Origin of the sequence: Schlesneria sphaerica, assembly GCF_044336245.1 — a bacterium.
In the GTDB taxonomy this organism is placed as follows: Bacteria; Planctomycetota; Planctomycetia; order Planctomycetales; family Planctomycetaceae; genus Schlesneria; species Schlesneria sphaerica.
The window spans coordinates 5670639-5689153 of sequence record NZ_CP172346.1; the positions used below are offsets into that span (position 1 = coordinate 5670639).

The 18515-nt window shown below is 56.0% G+C and carries 14 protein-coding genes; 12 read left to right on the top strand and 2 right to left on the bottom strand.

From position 1 onward, the window contains the following. Window positions 1-162 precede the first annotated feature (162 nt). From ACGY09_RS20560 to secD, 5 genes are all read left to right on the top strand, one after another. Window positions 163-1107: an NAD-dependent epimerase/dehydratase family protein gene (locus ACGY09_RS20560; protein ID WP_373653004.1), complete on the top strand. Its 945-nt coding sequence runs from the start codon at window positions 163-165 to the stop codon at window positions 1105-1107. Then, window positions 1107-2186, top strand: coding sequence for an Ldh family oxidoreductase (locus tag ACGY09_RS20565; RefSeq protein ID WP_397569236.1), 1080 nt, complete (start codon window positions 1107-1109; stop codon window positions 2184-2186). Before ACGY09_RS20560 ends, ACGY09_RS20565 begins: the two co-directional genes overlap by 1 nt. A 158-nt stretch (window positions 2187-2344) precedes the next feature. After that, window positions 2345-3463 (top strand): tRNA guanosine(34) transglycosylase Tgt, encoded by a 1119-nt coding sequence (gene tgt / locus ACGY09_RS20570; RefSeq protein ID WP_397569237.1) that lies wholly within the window; start codon window positions 2345-2347, stop codon window positions 3461-3463. 156 nt (window positions 3464-3619) lie between these two features. Then, window positions 3620-3970, top strand: coding sequence for a preprotein translocase subunit YajC (yajC, locus tag ACGY09_RS20575; RefSeq protein WP_397569238.1), 351 nt, complete (start codon window positions 3620-3622; stop codon window positions 3968-3970). Between the two features lie 258 nt (window positions 3971-4228). Then, window positions 4229-7147 (top strand): protein translocase subunit SecD, encoded by a 2919-nt coding sequence (secD, locus tag ACGY09_RS20580; protein WP_397569239.1) that lies wholly within the window; start codon window positions 4229-4231, stop codon window positions 7145-7147. A gap of 459 nt (window positions 7148-7606) precedes the next feature. Here the strand turns inward: secD and ACGY09_RS20585 are convergent, their stop codons facing one another. Beyond that, complete coding sequence (locus ACGY09_RS20585; RefSeq protein ID WP_397569240.1) at window positions 7607-9373, bottom strand: ATP-binding protein; 1767 nt, start codon at window positions 9371-9373, stop codon at window positions 7607-7609. Window positions 9374-9981: 608 nt separating this feature from the next. After that, complete coding sequence (locus tag ACGY09_RS20590) at window positions 9982-10320, bottom strand: hypothetical protein (protein WP_397569241.1); 339 nt, start codon at window positions 10318-10320, stop codon at window positions 9982-9984. Window positions 10321-10631: 311 nt separating this feature from the next. Here ACGY09_RS20590 and ACGY09_RS20595 point away from each other — a divergent pair, with 311 nt between their 5' ends. The 7 genes from ACGY09_RS20595 to ACGY09_RS20625 all read left to right on the top strand — a co-directional run bounded on the left by ACGY09_RS20595 (window position 10632) and on the right by ACGY09_RS20625 (window position 18416). Then, window positions 10632-11420 carry a tetratricopeptide repeat protein gene (locus ACGY09_RS20595; RefSeq protein ID WP_397569242.1) on the top strand — a complete coding sequence of 263 codons (789 nt, stop codon included), beginning with the start codon at window positions 10632-10634 and terminating at the stop codon, window positions 11418-11420. Between the two features lie 787 nt (window positions 11421-12207). Then, window positions 12208-13629 (top strand): IS66 family transposase, encoded by a 1422-nt coding sequence (gene tnpC, locus ACGY09_RS20600; protein ID WP_397569243.1) that lies wholly within the window; start codon window positions 12208-12210, stop codon window positions 13627-13629. 353 nt (window positions 13630-13982) lie between these two features. Further along, the gene (locus ACGY09_RS20605; protein WP_397569244.1) at window positions 13983-14339 is read left to right on the top strand and encodes a hypothetical protein; all 357 of its coding nucleotides are present in this window, start codon (window positions 13983-13985) and stop codon (window positions 14337-14339) included. 1434 nt (window positions 14340-15773) lie between these two features. Continuing rightward, a complete protein-coding gene (locus ACGY09_RS20610; RefSeq protein ID WP_397569245.1) occupies window positions 15774-16616 on the top strand; it encodes a hypothetical protein in 843 nt (280 codons plus the stop codon). Between the two features lie 232 nt (window positions 16617-16848). Continuing rightward, window positions 16849-17508 (top strand): hypothetical protein, encoded by a 660-nt coding sequence (locus tag ACGY09_RS20615; protein WP_397569246.1) that lies wholly within the window; start codon window positions 16849-16851, stop codon window positions 17506-17508. Between the two features lie 40 nt (window positions 17509-17548). After that, entirely contained in the window at window positions 17549-17758 is a 210-nt protein-coding gene (locus ACGY09_RS20620; protein ID WP_397569247.1) for a hypothetical protein, read from the top strand. Window positions 17759-17948: 190 nt separating this feature from the next. Next, window positions 17949-18416: a DUF4375 domain-containing protein gene (locus ACGY09_RS20625; RefSeq protein ID WP_397569248.1), complete on the top strand. Its 468-nt coding sequence runs from the start codon at window positions 17949-17951 to the stop codon at window positions 18414-18416. The last annotated feature ends 99 nt before the right edge of the window (window positions 18417-18515 follow it).

Genomic DNA, 18515 nt, shown 5'->3' on the forward strand with positions numbered 1-18515 from the left:
TCGATCGAGTCACCGTCACGTACGGGCGGTGACTTCGGTCGGGGCGAGAGACTTGCTGCACATCGATTCCACGGCGGCACCGGCGGCACTCCATCAGGTCAGCGGACATCTCCGGCTGAGCGGCTGCGGAGAGTGCCTGTTTTGATGAAGGATTATTTGATCATGACGGCGAAAATCCTGGTTACGGGCGGCTGCGGATTCATCGGAACCTGGGTCCTGCGGGAACTCCTGTCTCAGGGGCTGTCCCCGATCGCTTTTGACCTGCGAAGGGACGACGACCGCTGGCAGAGGATCCTCGGGAGCGATGCTCAACGGATCCCGTTCGTCGCGGGGACCCTTTGCGATCGCGAGCTACTCTCGGGTCTGGTCAAAGAACACAAGGTGACGCACATCATTCACCTAGCGGCCCTGCTGACCCCTCAATGTCAGCAGAATCCGTATGAAGGTTGCGAAGTCAACATCCTCGGCAGTGTAGCCCTGTTTGAACTCGCACGCCTGAACCCGGGACAGGTCCGCGGAATCTCGTACGCCAGTTCCTACGCGGTCTACGGTCCGGAAGCTGATGATGCCATTCAGGGGATGAAAGCCGCTGACAACCGTCCCCCGTCGTTCTACGGTGCCTTTAAGATGGCCGTCGATCTGATCGCAGACCAGTATTGGCGGCATTTCCAGATCGCGTCCGTCGGGATTCGCCCGCATGTCGTCTTCGGCCCCGAACGGACGGTGGGACTGACTGCGGCTCCTTCACAGGCCGTTCGAGCGGCCGTTCGCGGAGAGCCCTGGTCGATCAATTACCGGGGACGCGTGGGATACGACTACGTCGAAGATGTGGCACTCGCCTTTGTGCGAAGCGCCCTGGAAACATCACCCGGTTCGACGATCGTGGACCTGCCGGGCCCCATGGCGACAACCGAAGAGTTCGCCGCCATCATCGATCGCGTCATCCCCGGTTCGGGAAATCAAATCAGTGTGAGTGGCGCTGCCATTCCCGCAAACATCCCGCCGAAACCGAACTACATTTCCTCGCTCTTCCCGGACTGGCAGCCGACCTCCATCGAAGAGGGCGTTCGCCGGACTGCGGACTTTTACCGAAAGCAGATTGCCTGATGAGCCCGACAACCAATTCGCCATCCATTTCCATTGATGCACTGACCCAGTTCTGTCTGGCGGCCCTGACAAGGGTGGGCGTCTCACAGACGGATGCGAAAACAACCGCCTCGGCACTCGTGACGACGGATGCCATGGGTGTCTTTACGCACGGAACCAAACTGCTGGCCGGTTATCTCAATAAGCTGAAAGGAGGGGGATACCGGGCCGGGGCCACGCCGCGTATCGAGCGGGAAGGACTCGGCTGGGCTCTCATCGATGGTGAATCGGCGCTGGGGCAGGTCGGTAGCGACTTTGCCATGCGAACCGCGATCGAGAAAGCACGGAAAGTCGGGGTCGCTTATGTCGGACTGAGAAACACAGGCCACATCGGTGCCGCCGGCTATTATGCCGCGAGTGCCGCTCGTCAAGGCTTCATCGCGATGGTCACCGGCAATGATATCCCCAGTGTCGCCGCCCCCGGTTCCAAACGAGCTGTTCTCGGTAGTAACCCGATCGCGTACGGTGTTCCCCACGGAAACGGGGAACCAATTGTGCTGGATATGGCCACTGCCGCCGTTGCGGGGGGCAAGATTTACGCCGCCATTCAACGGGGCGAGACCATTCCTTCGACTTGGCTGATCGATCAGGAAGGCCAGCCGACGGTCGACGGCAGTCTGTACCCGGATCGCGCTTCCCTGGCGCCGATGGCGGGCCATAAAGGTTATGGATTCGGGCTGTGGTGCGAAATCCTGTCCGCAGTGCTGCCCGGGGGCAAAATGACCTGGCAGGTCGGAAGCTGGATCTTCGACGATCCTTCACTCCCTTCGGAACACAATGCCTCATTCATCGCCATCGATATCGGTGCGATGGTCCCGCGCGAACAATTCGACCAGCGACTTCAGCACCTGATCGACGAGATCCACGCGGCCCCCACCGCAGCGGGCATTGAACGTGTTCTGCTTCCCGGCGAACGAGAATGGGGGCTCTATAGGAAAGCTCAGCAGGAAGGAATCAAGCTTCCACAAGATGTTCGCGACAAGCTTGTTCAGGCGGCCGCGCATGCCGGGATCGAGCCCCCCGCCGAACTCAGTCGTTAAATGTTCCCTGATCCAGACTTACGGACCGGTGGTCGCGTGCCGTGAAGGTCAGTTCCGTGAACCCTCCTTCGGCGGGAGCGCGCGGCAGACTGTTGAAGCCACGTTTGAACCACTATGCTCCGCTCAGGTTTATCACTTTTGCAGGAGCTGCGGCGTTCGTGAGTCTGTTTCGATATCATTTAGAGGCAACGGATCCCGTGACGGGAGCCCGCGTCGGTCGCTGGGACACCCCGCATGGGTCCGTGGAAACCCCGGCGTTCATGCCTGTGGGAACGCTGGCAACCGTGAAAGGGCTGACCCCCGACCAACTGCGTCAGGCGAAAGCGCAGATGGTTCTGGCGAACACCTACCATCTTGCACTCAGACCCGGCGCAGATGTCGTCGCCGAAATGGGGGGACTCCACCAGTTCATGCAGTGGGATGGGCCCATCCTGACCGACAGCGGAGGATTTCAGGTCTTCAGCCTGGCTCCCATGCGAAAACTGTACGAAGACAAGGTGGTCTTCCGATCGCATATTGACGGCAGCCTGCTCGAACTCTCCCCGGCCCAGTGCATCGGAATCCAGGAAAAGCTGGGCGCTGACTGCATCATGTGTCTGGATGAATGCCCGCCGCACGACGCGCCGGTGGAAAAAATTCAGGCCGCCGTCGACCGGACAACCATCTGGGCGACTCGCTGCCGTGACGCTCAGGTCCGCCAGGATCAGGCATTGTTCGGTATCGTGCAGGGAGGGACGCACCAGAGCCTGCGCGAGCGCTCGGCGGAAGGCTTGCTTCCACTCAATTTCCCCGGTTATGCCGTCGGTGGCCTCAGCGTCGGGGAAGAGCCCGAACAGATGTACCAGACCCTCGACTTCACCGTTCCACTGCTTCCGACGGATCGCCCCCGGTATCTGATGGGGGTCGGTCGACCGGTGGATCTGCTGGAAGGAGTCCTGCGTGGCATCGACCTGTTCGACTGTGTCATGCCCACACGCAACGGGCGAAATGCAACAGCCTTTACCAGCCAGGGTCTGCTGAAACTCAAGAACCTGAAGCACCGCACCGACCCGACCCCCGTCGACCCGGAATGTGAGTGCCCTGTCTGCCGACAGTTCAGTCGTGCCTACATTCGCCATCTGTTCGTGGCGGGTGAGATGCTCGGTCCGATTCTGCTTTCATGGCATAACATCGCCTACTACCAGAAGCTGCTTCGAGACTTGCGGCAAGCGATCAGAGCAGGGCGTTCTGCGGAGTTCCGTACAGATCAACTTGCCCGATGGAATCGATCCGTTTAAGATGCCCCTCCGCGTCTGGTCGGGTATTTCTTGCAGTATCAATCGTGCAAGCGAGCACTTCGGACAAATTCACATGAAAAAACACTGCCCGGAGGCTTCACGATCAGACCGGGCAGTCCGTACAGGATCGGCACAGACTACGAATTGACGGGACCAATGTTGAACAGTTTCAACCAATTTCTGACGCTGGCCGAGGGCGAAGCCCCCAAAAACGATAGCTTTTTCTGGGTCATTCTGCCGCCACTCGCTCTCATCATGCTGATGTACATGGTGATGGACTCCCCACAGCGGAAGGCCAGGGCTCGGCGTGAAGCGATGATGAAGAACCTCAAGAAGGAAGACCGGGTGTTAACCACCGGTGGCATCATCGGCAGCGTGGCCAATATCAGTCAGGATGGCAAGGAAGTCACTCTCAAGGTCGACGACGGCACCCGCATCCGTTTTATCCGCAGTGCAATCGTGGATGTCCTGTCAGCCGAAACCACAACCGAAACGACCAAAGCGTAAACGAAGACGTCATGATGGCACGAAATCATGATGACGCGAATTGGGATGCAGTGTCCTGACACCGAAAACCCTCAGTTGACTGCATCACACGAGACTTAACGAGTCACTGGGGTTGGTCCCCAACTCGCCCAGAACAACCTCAGATTCAGACATTGACACATTTATCGGGACTGGAATTCACGAATGGATGGAATCGGGCAATCAGTGCTGTTAATGCAGTCTGGAATATTGAGCCGTGAGTGGGCATTGATCCTCATCATGGCGAGCGTTTTCGTCCTCCCGTTCGTACTCGGGGCTTTGATTGCCCGGGCACTCCGACTGGACGATCTGTCGACACGGATTTCGGTCGTCCTGTTCTCGATTTTCGCGTCGCTGGCCCCCTTCATCTTCGTGATGTCTCAAGGACATTCCTGGAAGTCGGCCATCCCATTGGGGATCGATCTGGCAGGGGGTACTAACCTCGTCTATGCCATCGACAGCCTTGCTGCCGAGCAGCAGCAGAAGAAGGAACCAGGCCAGTCCATTCCTGTCGCAGTCATCGACAAGATGGTGGCTGCGATCGCCAAGCGAATTAACCCCTCGGGTGCGGAAGAAGTCACCGTCCGCCGAGTCGGCAACGACCGTATCGAAATCATTATCCCCGGTGCAGACCCTGATCTGGTCGAACAGAAGAAGCGTCTGATTACCAAGCTCGGTAGCCTCGAATTTGGTATCGTCGCCAACGACAAAGATCACCAGAGCACCATCGAGAAAGCCATGCGTCTTTCTCCAACCGTCAACGAACTCCGCAGTGGTGATCGCGTGATCGCCTCGTGGCGTGACAACGCGAAAGATTCCGTCGACCAGAGCGATCGACAGGCCGTTCGTCAGGTCCAGCGAACTGACCCTGTCACCGGTGAAACCGTCGACGTGTATCAGTACCTGATCATCCACAACCTGCCTGAATACACCGTCACTGGTAAATACCTGACTCACGCTGCCCCCGGGACCGATCAGAGCGGCGGTCCCGCCGTTAACTTCCGGTTTAACGCACGTGGGGCCGCATTGTTTGGGACCCTCACTCAGAACAATCTGCCTGACACCACCGAACAGTTCCATCGCCACCTGGCGATTCTCCTGGATGGCAAGGTCTACTCCGCTCCTCGAATTAACTCTCGTATCTCCGACAGCGGAACGATCGAGGGGAACTTCCGAATGGAGGAAGTCGAAGAGCTTGTCGGCGTGCTGAACGCAGGTGCGTTGGAAGTCCCCCTCAAGCAGACCCCGATCTCGGAATTCACCATCAGTCCGCTGCTGGGTGTCGACGTTCAGGAAAAAGGGATCATCGCGATTCTCGCATCCTCGATTATCGTGTTTGCCTTTGTCATCATTTACTACCGGGTTGCTGGTGTGATTGCGGCACTCAGCCTGGTACTGAACCTGCTGCTCGTCGTCGGCGCGATGGCCTTCATCTCTGCCACCTTCACCTTGCCCGGTCTTGCGGGTCTGGTGCTGACAATCGGTATGGCCGTCGACTCGAACGTGCTTATCTATGAGCGTATGCGAGAAGAATTCGCTCGCGGTGCCAGTTTCCGCATGGCCATTCAGAACGGCTTCGACAAGGCGTTTGCCGCAATTATCGACAGTAACGTCACCTCGCTGATCACCGCCGTCATCCTGTACCTGATTGGTACCGACCTGATTCGCGGCTTCGCTGTGTCACTGTTCATCGGTCTTTCCATGAGTCTCTTCTCGGTGCTGTACTTCGGGCACCTCGCCTTCGACATCCTCGAACGTAAACGCTGGGTCAAGAAGCTCACCATGATGCAGTTCATTGGTGAAACGAAAATCGACTTCCTCAAGAGCCAGGGCTGGGCATTTGCTCTGTCGGGTGCTGTGATTCTGGCGGGTTTCGCCGCGCTGTTCGCACGGGGTAACGGAAACATGGATATCGATATGAGCGGTGGAACTATGGCCACGCTCGAGTTTGTCAATAAGCAGACAATCGATGATATCCGCAGTCGACTCGAACAGGCGTTCCCGAACGGTGTCAGCATCGAACGACTGACAGTCGGTGGCGAAGATCAGAAGGCCGGAACCCGTTATCGTATCCGCACCTCCGAAATTGACCGCCAGAAAGTGATCGCCGCCATCAACACCGCCTTCGCTGACAGTGAACACGCTGTTGTCCGGGTCGGAATCGACGACATCGTGATGTCGCAACTCGGCGAACTGAATGACGATTCCGCTCGTTTCTCAGGTGGCTCTGAAGCCAAAGTCAAGCTGAACGGCGGGATCTCGGCGGAAACGTTCCTGGCGTACGTTTCAGATTCTCTTGAGAACAACCCTGCGTCCAGCACCAAGTACTCATCAGGTTCGTCCCTGCTGCAGGTCAAAGGAGTGACAGAAGTTCCTAAGGCCTCCGATGCCCCTGTCGATCCCAAAATCCGGATCCCCACGAAGTATTCGGAACTGATCGTTCAGGCCACGCCAGAAGTGACCAGTCAGGATCTGGAGAGCAGCCTGAAGCTGGTTCAGGAACGACTCAGCACCGAGCCACTCCTCGATGAAGTGAACTCGTTCGACACCTCCGTCGCCAACGAGACGAAGTGGAGTGCGTTCTACGCCGTTACCGCCAGTTTGATCATGATCATCGTCTACATGTGGTTCCGGTTCGAGAAGGTCTACTTCGGGATCGCAGCTGTATCCGCTCTGGCGCACGACGTTCTCGTCACCCTCGGGGCGATCGCGTTGGGTGCTTACCTCAGCAAGACCCCCATCGGACCGCTGTTGATGCTCGAAGACTTCAAGATCAACATGAATCAGATCGCCTGCTTGCTGACCATCGTCGGTTACTCGCTGAACGACACAATCGTGATCTTCGACCGTATTCGAGAAATCAAAGGCAAGAACCCCAACATCACCTACAACATGATCAACCTGGCCGTGAATCAGACCTTGTCACGAACATTGCTGACGGCGTTCACCACCTTCCTGGTGGTGGTTGTGCTGTACATCGCAGGGGGTGAAGGGATCCACGGCTTCGCCTTCTCAATGCTCATCGGGGTCGTCACCGGTTGCTACAGTACGGTCTACATCGCAAACCCCGTCCTACTGTGGCTGGTCAACCGCGAAGCCGCTGCAAAGTCCGTCCCCCAGCGAGCTGGCGTCAAGCTCGGTAAGACAGGTGTTGCGTAATCAAGTCTCGTCCTGACTCCCAAACCCGCCGTGAATCGAACCAACGACGTGTTTGAACAGAGTTCGGATCGACAGCACAGTGAATGAAAGAGGGACTGACAAATCACATCGATTTGTCAGTCCCTTTTTTGAGAACTCAAGCATCGATCCTGCCGAGATGTCGCCCGCATCATCGCCGATGACCGTCCGTAAGCGACCCTTCGTAGTGCGCAGAGATGTACGTCCACACACACGGGTAGACCCGGTTGACGCGTCCTCGCGGCTACCGGGTCGGCGCCAGCCGCAAGAGGTTTGCCAAAATCCAGCAACCGATCCTGTCCACTTCTGACTACCGGCGAGTTTCCGCGCTTCCGGCACACGCAGATCTCCGTTCGGCGGGAGAACGTACAAGAGTAAGGGAGAACCACCCGGCACGCTCGTGAAGTCAGATGCATCTCCGGGACGCGGCTACGAAACGAATCAGATCGTCGTTCGCGATCCTGCGGATCCCGAGTCTTCCAGTCGCGGCCAGGCCAGCATGAAGCGAGACCCCTCGCCCAGCCGGCTTTTCACGGTGATCTCCCCTCCGTGCTCACGAATGATCTTCTGGCTGACGGCCAGCCCCAGACCGGTTCCCCGCGCCCCCTTGGTCGACTCAAAGACATTGAAGATTCGCTGGAGCTGGTCTTCCACGATCCCCGGTCCATTGTCGGTGACGCAGACCCAGAACATGTCGGTCACGGGATCCAGCCCCGTTTCAATCTTCACCAGTGCCCGGTCAGACCCCTCCACCGCGTCGATCGCGTTGGTCACAATGTTGAGGACGGCCCGATGAATCCCCTCGGGATCAAAGGTGCACAGAGGGAGGTTCGTCGCTGGCTCAAACCGCAGCTCCACGGCAAACTCATTCGCCCGCGCCTGCATCAGTTCGAACACGTCATGGACCGTGTCGTTGAGCTGTGACTGCTGGTACGCCGGCTTTCGTTCTTTACTGAACGTCAGCATGTCCATCACAAGGTTGTAGATGCGATTCTGGTTCTTCTCGACAACGTGCCAGCCCTTGCGGACCAGCTCTTCGTTGTGACCATTCAGCCCCATATCGATCAGGTAACTTCCACCCCGCACACCTTGCAGAATGTTCTTGATGTGGTGGCTGAGGGTCGCAATCGTCTGCCCCATCGCCGCCATCCGTTCGGCTTTGACGAAGGCATGCTGATAACGATTGTTCTCCACAGCCAGTGCCGTATGCCGACCAATCGCGATGAGCAGCCTCAGTTGATCTTCCCGAAAGCCACCCGACTTTTCCCGCGGCATCAGGAACGAGTCGGCCGGAGTCGTGATATCCACGTAGATCACACCCATCAACTGATGTCGCCCCTGCATGGGGACACACATCGCCTCACGGATCCCCGCCCGGAAAATACTGTCCGTCGGGTCAAACCGGGTATCGTGCTGAGCGTCGGTTGTCCGGACCCCCTGGCACGTCTTCAGCACGTAATCGACGATCGTTCTCGAGATCGGCATGCGTGCCCCTGGAACGCCAGCCACTCGCTGACTCGTAACCTGTGGCTGGATTTCTCCGGACTGAGGATCCGACAACAGCACGCATCCCCGATCCGCGAACACCGCCGAGACCGTCAGATCCAGTGTCCGTTGCAGCGATTGCTCCAGCGACGAAGAGGGGCGAGCCACCTCCTCCGCAATCCGGTACAGGACCGACAGACTGTTGGGGGAATCGGCCGCCTCATCGCGAGTCGGTGAACTCGTCTCGACAATCTCCTGGCCCATGTGAGTAACAATGCTGGACCGGTCCGCCGGATCGTGGCGACGCAGCAGGTTCACCCGCTCTGCCGCATTGTCTTTCCAACTGTCGCGGGAAGCGTTGCTGAACAGCAGCAGCGTGTTGCCAAGCTGTATCTGGTCGCCATCGACGAGCATGTGCGAACGGATCGCTACACCGTTGACGAGCGTTCCGTTGGAACTGTTGCGATCCGTCAGAACGAACTCGTCTTTGACGCGCTGGATCGTACAGTGATTCCGGGAAACTTCGTTGTCGAGAATGCGAATGTCATTGCGCGCATCGCGCCCCATCGCCAGCGGGCGGTCTCCCAACTCGAAGCGAGCGCCTTGTTCGACGCCCTGAACCACGAGCAACGAGGCATTCTTCACGACGTCAGCACCCCGATCGACAATTTTTTCGATACCGTCCTCGAATCCAATGCACTTCGCAGTGGCATGCCCCATCATATCGAACAGGGCCGCAAACAGGGATCAAGTTCGTGAGACGAATCCGAAAAAACTGGCACTCCACCAATCCACGAACGGGGAGTACGTCTAACTCAGCCCCTGCAGCGCCACCACGCCCCCCATTTGCAATCCGGGACCCGAACAGGCTGTTGAAAATGGGAAACTGGCTCCGCAGTCCGCTCGAAATCAATGAGGAATACCCATGGCTCAAGGTGCCTGTCCCACATTTTCAACAGGCAGCCAAGCCACGCATGTGACGATCAGGACCGTCCGGGTTGCGACACCCTGGGTTGCTACGTCCTCGCGGTGACCACTGTGGTCCAACGCCGTCTCGATCACGGTGTCTACCGGCCCAGAACTCCCGCGCACGATTCATACGCGACAAGAGGCCGCTGCCTTGCCTGACAGCCCATCGACGATCAGCACGGGGATTGCCAGCGAGGTGCTGGCCGCAGTGGGGCGAGCTGGCTGCGGGGGAGGGCAGGGGACTCTGGGTGAAATCGTCCCGAAGTCAACGAGGAACGCATGGTGCCCGCGATGCCTGTCTCGCACTTTCAACAGGCGGTCAACACCCGTGGCAGCTCCTGGACTCAGACCGAGCAAGAATTTTAAGCGGCAGGGGGCAGGGCCAGCAGATCTTCGATCGTCTTCAGGAGTTCCGGATACTGGAACGGTTTCGAGAGGAAGCGGTCTCGTCCATCCACCTGAGTTTTGACAGAACCAATCAGAATCCGGTGCGATTCCTCGAAGCACGAGGCTGTCTCCGCCGCCGTGACCTCGTCGAGATCAATCACCACGACATGTGGCGACTTCTCGTCATCGCGCTGATTCAATAACGAACCGCGAGTCCGTTCGACATGGGTCCCACGGGGCTCCAGAACCGCTTTTAAAACGGCTTCTGTGTCCGTAATCCCATCTACCACCAACACATGAGGTGCTGAATTCACTCCGCCGTCCTTCCCTGGCTGGCAGTCATGCTTCATCTTGCTGCAACGACAACCAACTGATGGCTGTCTTGCAGCGGGAGCGGTTTGTAATGCGAACCGAAAATCCTGTCAAAACCAAAAATCCATCAGAAACGTCTCGATTTTTTCGCAGATCCGCGTCACCACTTGCAAACATTGCCGACGATGACAATTCTCAACAAAGACAGTTCCTCCCGGAGTCGCCGCACTCATTTCCCGAGTCATCATCGACACCCGGCACAACTGCTTCCCAGCCCGAATTCGTCCCCTCTAAACAGACGGTGAAAGCTGCTATGCTCAGAATTTTGACCTGCATTGCGATCACTCTGCTGACCAGCCTCAGCCTTGCACAGGAACCGGGTGCAGGGGACGGAACGAATCCTCTTTCCGAGGAACGCCTGGCCGAACTGGAAAAAGACTTTCAGAGCCTGCTGGACGAATCGGCAGCCGCCATTGCCCGGAACCCCCAGTCTCTCCGAGGGTACTCCGAACATGGCGACGCGCTATTCTTCCTCGGACGTTTCAAGGAAGCAGTCGCCGATTACGATCAGATGATCGAACTGGAACCCAAAGAAAAGGCGTCGCACTGGCGGCGAGGGATCGCGTTGTTTTACGCCGAACAATTCGAAGACGCCGCCGCCCAGTTCGAAAGCTATCACTCGTTTGATCAGATCGACAGGGAAAATGGAATCTGGCGGTACCTCTCCCAACACCGCGCTCACGGGCAGGCGAAAGCCAGAGAAGGGCTGCTGAAGTACCAGAAAGATGATCGCGAACCGTTCCCGGCCGTATACAAATTATTTGCCGGCACGATGACCCCGGATGAAATTCTCGAGCAGATCAACACGGCGAAAATTTCCAAAACAGAACGCGAAAAACGTCTCTTCTATGCTCACCTCTACATCGGTCTGAACCATGCCGTGGAAGGCGAGGATGAACAAGCGCGAAAACACCTGTCACTCGCCACCCGCAATACCTGGAGCCCCACCTCCGGCTACGGCCCCCACTACATGTGGCAAGTCGGCCGCCTCCACGAATCCCTGCTGCGGAACAAACAGTCGAAGGACCAACCCCGGAACTAAAATCGCCGCCGCCAAACATGAAACAGTGCCGCACCAGAGCCCTCAAACGGCCCGATGATCACGGCACCACAGGGAATCGAGTTTTTCCGACAACCTGTCCCACCCGCCTGAGACCATGAAGTTCGTCCCAGCAGAACGAAGCGATGTTCCACAACGCATTCAGGCGAACCACCGACTTCCGCGAACGTATTCGTAAGGCGTATGGCATCGGTCGCGCAGATTGCCTCCACGACAGCGAATGGTTTGCATTAGCCGGGGTGGCCCAGACGTATTTCTTGGGGCGCGGCACACACGAAGTTGACGGGCAAAAGAAAGACAGGGTGGCGTGCAAAGGCCTATCGCGCGACGGTGCTCAACCACTTCAGAATCCATGAAAGCACTATCATGATTTCCTTTCCGCGTTATTCTGCTGTCGGCACCCAATTAACTGAATTACTATCACTAAGTGTCTTACGGCATTCCCATCTTAAGCGTGACGACCAGATCCAGGTTAATCGAATTGGCGGATATTCTGAAAAAATATATGCTCTCGAATTAGAGTTCGAGAATGAGCTCGAGAATTCCAAAATTCCACATACAACGATTGGCACATTGTTAACCCTACTAGCAGACAAAACCGAGCTGTTGTTTCTACTAATCTGCGGGGACGATAGAATCTGCTTTGGTCTTTTTGACGGGGACTTTCATTTCGTGCAAGCAAAAGATAAAGCGATCGAGGAGAAGATGTAACCGTTCACAGTCGGGAATTGGTCTTTGAGAAACTGAGGAGATTTGCGATACCACGTGCATGACACGGATTTCGCAAATTCCGCGGGAACTTCTGGACGAGATGACGCCTGCCGTACGGGCGTTTGTCGAGGCTCTCCTTGCTGAGAATGCTGCGCTGCGAAGCCGAGTTGAGGAACTCGAACGCCGGCTGGGAATGAATTCGGGGAATTCCTCACTGCCTCCTTCGAGCAACGGGCCGGGGCAGCAGCCGGTCGCTACCCCGAAGCCGAAGTCGAACCGAAAACGGGGAGGTCAGTTTGGTCATCCGAAGCGGACCCGTCCGTTGATTCCCACGGAACGATGTGATCGAGTCGAACATCATCGACCGACGGCCTGCAGGAACTGCGGAACACGACTGCGTGGTCATGATCCAAGCCCGTCCCGGCATCAGGTCACGGAACTGCCGGTTGTGAAGCCCACCATCACCGAACATCAGATTCATACGCTCCAGTGCCCTGACTGCGGGCATCATTGTCGCGGACAACTGCCAGCGACAGTGCCTCGCGGCTGCTTCGGTCCCCGAGTTGTGGCGACTGTGACGCTGCTGAGCAGTCTGGGCCGGCTCAGTCAGAGAATGATTGCTTCGCTGCTGCGGGATCTGTTCAGTCTGGAAGTCGCGACCGGACAGATCAGCCGTCTGCAGAGCGCCGGACGAAAGGCTCTGCAGGCGGGACATGACGACATTGAGGCGGATGTCCGGAACTCGGCCGTCCTGAACATTGATGAGACCGGCTGGCGACAGGACGGAAAGAAGGCATGGCTGTGGACACTGGTCGGACGGCTCGGCACGCTGTTCTCCGTGCGCCCGTCGCGGTCGCGTGATGAACTGCACGCGCTGCTCGGCGCGGATTTCAACGGCATCGTGGTGTGTGACCGCTATTCGGCGTACAACCATCTGGAAGACCACCGCCGTCAGTTCTGCTGGGCGCACCTGCTTCGGGACTTTCAGGCCATGATTGACCGCGGCGGCACCGCGGCCGATGCGGGAACCCGGCTGAAGGATGCGGGGCAGGAACTGATTCACCACTGGAATCGATTGCGGTCGCGGCAGATTCAGCGGACCACGTTCGATGGTCACTACCGGCGCCTTCGCAGTGCAATCCTTGATGCACTGCTGGACGGCACGCAATCCGACGAGGCGAAGACCGCGGAAACGTGTCGGCGCCTCAGCAACGAGTGTTACAGCCTGTTCGTATTCGTGCATCACCCGGGCGTCTCTCCCACAAACAACGCGGCCGAACAGGCTCTGCGGAAGTCGGTGATCTTCCGTAAACTGAGCTTCGGCACGGAAGAGAAAACCGGCAGCCCCAACCTGGCCGTGATACTGTCTGTTGCCGAAACCTGCCGTCGGCTCGGAAAACGCCCCCTCGACTACGTTGCCACCGCCGTCGCAGCTGCCTTCAGCAACAAACCAGCACCCAAACTCCTGCCAGCAACCTGAACGGACTGTGAACGGTTACGAGAAGATTGCCCGTGACTTTGATTTAGTGACCTTTCTTCTTGATGCACCGGTTTTTGAACTTCAATGAGGGGGGAGGAGAACACGGCGGTGTACGAACACAGATCGCAGGGTGGCCCGACCGCCTGTTCAGGGCGGTTGGCTCGCGGAGCGACATGATGTGATACCATGGGTGTTCCTTTTTTGGGATCACCGCACGCAGTTTCCTTCTGTCTACCATGGTTGAAAGATGCATTTACGACACTGAGAAGCAGATTCACTTTGGGACGTTCTCGTGCTACCAGAGACGCAAGCACCTACCGCATGATCAAGCGAAGAGAATCGTCATTGGCACCATGGGGAGTCGATTGGCACAGCATCAGGGGCCTTGCCTGGGATTTGTGATCATGCCGGATCTCGTCCATGCTCTCATCTGGTTCCCGGAAACGTGGCAGTTGAGCCCGTTCATGAACAAGTGGAAGGAACTGACTTCGAAATCATTGAAAACCGTGTTGCACCGGGGTTTCCAGAGCGACTGGTCCCAGATTGACTCCACCGAACCCATCTGGCAGGCACGCGACTACGGATTCAATATTGGGTCGCGGGCCAAGGTGGAAGAAAAACGGGACGACAGGCACATCAATCCCGTTCGGGCAGGGGTTGGTGGAACGAGCCAGGGACCGGCCGTGGAGTTCCGCTCGCTGGTACCTTGAACAGAAATCTGTTGGAATACCGATTCGGTGGCCGCCTGGTTTGGAAGCGGATGATGAATTCACCAAGGATTTGTAATGGCCAACCGACGATATTGCATCTTGTGCCTCCGGCACCCGACCGCCCTCAACAGGCGATCGGGCCACCCAGCTGCCCGACGCGAGTCCGTTGATTCTAGAATGGCTGGCAATCGCAATGCGCTCTTCGGCCCCTCGACTTACCCACGCCTGTCATTTACCCTGATGTGCAGTGTCCCCGCGCTCTTCCTTACTGTGAATCACTTCGATGGCATTGAACCAAAGTTCCTCTTGAACGGATCAAGATGCATCTGTGGACTTTGCTTTGAAAACCATTGTCCCGCCTTACCCGATTCTCCACCGCGTTAATGGATGGCGCAGAAATGTCACGTAAGCATACCTTTCCTTTGGTTTGTCTTCTGTGCTTCGTCTTCGGCGTTCTCTCCAGTCGAATTCTGCAACACGGGAGCAAAGAATACGAACAGGTCTCGATCAAATTGCTCATCGACAACCTTTACAGTGATAACGAGTCTTTAGTCTGTCATGCTCTGGACCGATTGAGTAAATATGGACCCGCGGCAAAGTCTGCCTTGCCTGCAATCGAAGCGATAGAACTAGATATGGCTAATGAGAAAACTCAAGTTAACGCTATTGAGAGACTTCGAGGGACACGGTGATAGGTCTCGAGGCGGTTTCATAAAGAACTAACAGGGACACAGCATGTTGACAGTTGCTCGGCTCAGATTGAACAGATTCACCATTGCCTACCCATCCTGTCCAGAAGTGTCCACAAAATGCTGCCGTAGTGAGGACAGTAGGTATTTTCGTCCGCATAAACGAGGTGCCATTGCGCCCGTCATATCCCGGATCTTATTTTGTATCGTGGCTTATGCTGCTGGGGGGCTCGACTCGACAGCACAAGACGCACTGCCTCCTGGCGACTTCTCTGGCGGTATTACAGTACACTACCGTGGCCGTCAGTTTGATCTCCCCCATATTGCCACGGATCAAACCATCGGAGGTGTCGCTATAGCGAGGACCTCAACTGAAGGTGCTCGCATAATTTGTTCGGTGGGAGCAGGGGTCATGGGGAAGTCAAGTATAATGCATCGACCTGGAAAGGATCCCGGAGACTGCGTTATCTTCCTTAAACCCAGCACTGGAAACGTTGAGCGAACTTGCTACCACACACCGCGTCCAGAACACATTATCACTTCGCCTGACGGGAAATACGCGGCAATGGCAAGCGAGAACGGGTGGACTCCTTCGAGGGCTCGCGCTGCGTCAATTCCTATCGACACTCACCGCAACGGGGCACGGCTCGATCCTGACGAAGCCACCCAAGGGCTATACGACGTCAGCCGTGGAACCTTGAGGTACTCGATCTGGGACGCAAGTGAAGCAATTCCGCTATGGGAGATGCAGTTCTACGGAACGTCCACGGAAGATGGTGCGAATGCAAAGTTCGAGCGACCGTGGAATTCTTACGCCAAGCTGACGTTCCCGTGGTGGGCAACTGGTCAGCACCCGGTCATGTATCGAGGATGCCGAATTGGATTTTCTCCCAACTCAAGATACTTCATTGCGTTAGACGAAGCACATGGAATCCATGTGCTTCGTCTAACGGCAAAGTCTCAGTTCCATTGTTGTCGCTCAAACAACGACAACCCGCCGGTACACTTCTATTTCTTAGATGCTGCCGATCAAATGTGGGTCCTCTTCAAAGACCAGTCGCTTCGACGGATCGATTTAGAAACAGGTGATGAGTCCATCCACGGTAATTTTCTGCTTCCCACCGGCGCCCTTGCGCGCTCAACGGAGCCGTGGTCAACCCTGGGAGTTTTCAACTTTACTGTCGATAGTCGCTCGGGAACTCTCGGCTTCATTGCCGCCGATCAATTTAGAACCTACCAGATTACAAGCAAACCACCTCATCGGCTGATCGGAGAAGTGCAAAGACAGAATTTGAGCGGAGTGTTGTGCCGGATCGAATCGTCTGCAGATGGCCGCTACCTGGGAATCGGTTACGACGATCTTGATGATGTACCGAACAGGTGGATCTCTGATCGTGGTCGAGTAGCGATGTACGAGGTCATTGATCTTCAGACACGTATGATTACGCGACGAATAGGAGACAAGGAAATTCTCAAGGAGTTCCTTAAGCCTGATGGCGTCAAAACCCTCGAAATCGACAGCGAATTTCAAGCATGCTTGGGTGATGACGGCGACGACATTGTGTATGTAGAACAACTTACTCGATAAGACAGGTTTGGAATAAACTCTGATCCACTGGGCATCATCGAGAAATGGCTGGGCAACATCCTGGACCCTTTCGTATTCGGCGGCCATCGCTGGGGCCACATGGACAGGATAACTCGCATGTAAAGGATTCTTTTCTCCCTTATCGGTGCGCAAATTTCCTGCCAGAGTAGTTCTTGCAACAATCAGGTCTTAAAAATGCATCTACACTTCGCGTTATAGAGGTGAGACCATAATGGCGCTCAATTTAAAAACAATGACCAAAAAAGAGCTGCGTCCATATCTTCAAGCGTATAGACCACTCTTCGAAGGATGGACCGAAGTGGGAGGGGAAGGCTTCTTAAGAATCTCGGGGCCGGTTGCACAACAAGTTTGGTTCGAGAGGCTGTCAGGTGGAGCTTACAGACCTGCCACGGCGGTATCTGTTTTGGTCGCGAAACATTCAGGTATGCTGTTCAGCTTTCTTGACTATCCATTGAGAGAAGTGTTTCCCCGTGATCACGATTCGAAATCTGAGAGAGTTTGTAAAGCGATGCGGGAACAGTTTGTCCCTTCAATTGCTTCTCCACTGAACGCGATCGAAGTTTGTCATTTTTGTGAAAAGTCTGCTATTGACACAATTCCGGATGCGCACACACTTGTTGCACTAAATGCCTACTTAGGCAGATTAGCTTCGGCACAAAAGTTTCTGGATATATTCAGACGACTTACGCACAACGGAAAGGACTTGCCCGATTATTTCGAAGAACGATTTCGGGCCGTAAACGCAATTCAAGAGGCTCTTCAGAGGGGGAACGTGAAGGAAGTTCTTGACGAAGTTCGGCATTCGGAACAATGCCGCCTTTTGAAAGACGCTCGTCAACCACCAATTCCCACAGGCATTGATAAATGCTGAAAGGAGCATGTTTTCAGCTGCGCCGCTTATGAGGATTCGCTTGGGGACAGTTGCAAGCTTTGATCTGCAATCAGCCAGTTGTCGATTGATTTACCGAACCATCTGGCAGGCACGCGACTACGGTTTCAATATTTGGTCGCGGGCCAAGGTGGAAGAAAAACGGGACGACAGGCACATGAATCCCGTTCGGGCCGGGGTTGGTGGAACCAGCCAAGGACTGGCCGTGGAGTTCGGATCACTGGCACCTTGAACAGAAGTCTGTTGGTTTACCGATTCGGTGGCAGCCTGGTTTGGAAGCGGATGAGGTATTCACCACGGATTTGTAATGGCCAGCCGACGATATTGCATCTTGTGCCTCCGGCACCCGACCGCCCTCAAGAGGCGATCGGGCCACCCAGCGCAGAGTGTGACCAAACTGGCAATTTGGGATTGATACCAACATGTCATACATACCGTACGACGATTTTGTTCTTGAAGAATATATTCGAATTTGCGATCACCGAATCCCCCAGATCACCCAGGAAGACTTCCTGCCAGAACTCTCAAAAGCGGAACAAGCCATCTGGTTGATAAATCAGTTTGATGGAGAAGTAATCAATGGCGGGCTTGATCAATGGCTCAGGAACCCAACCGGAGACTATGCCTACGAAACACTCATTTCCCTGGAACGCGTCGAAGCGATCGTTTCTGCCTGCGTCGTCCGCGCTCTGCACTCGCTTTTTCCCAATCGGCACATCTCCAAAGACTGGGGAACGCGAGTTCAACAACTCGACTCACTCACGAAGAAACAGCACGTCCTCATCAGCCAATTGAGTGACGTTTACGGATGCGAAGGGGGAAGAGAAGGTGACCAAATCTTCGAACTGGTACATCGATTCGTGCAGAAAAGCAACGCGCGCGATTGTTGATCGAGGACATGGAGAAACGGTAGAACATCGCCGGTCTCAACGCAGGGTGACACGACCGCCTGTTCAGGGCGGTTGGGTCGCGACTCAACACTTCTTTCA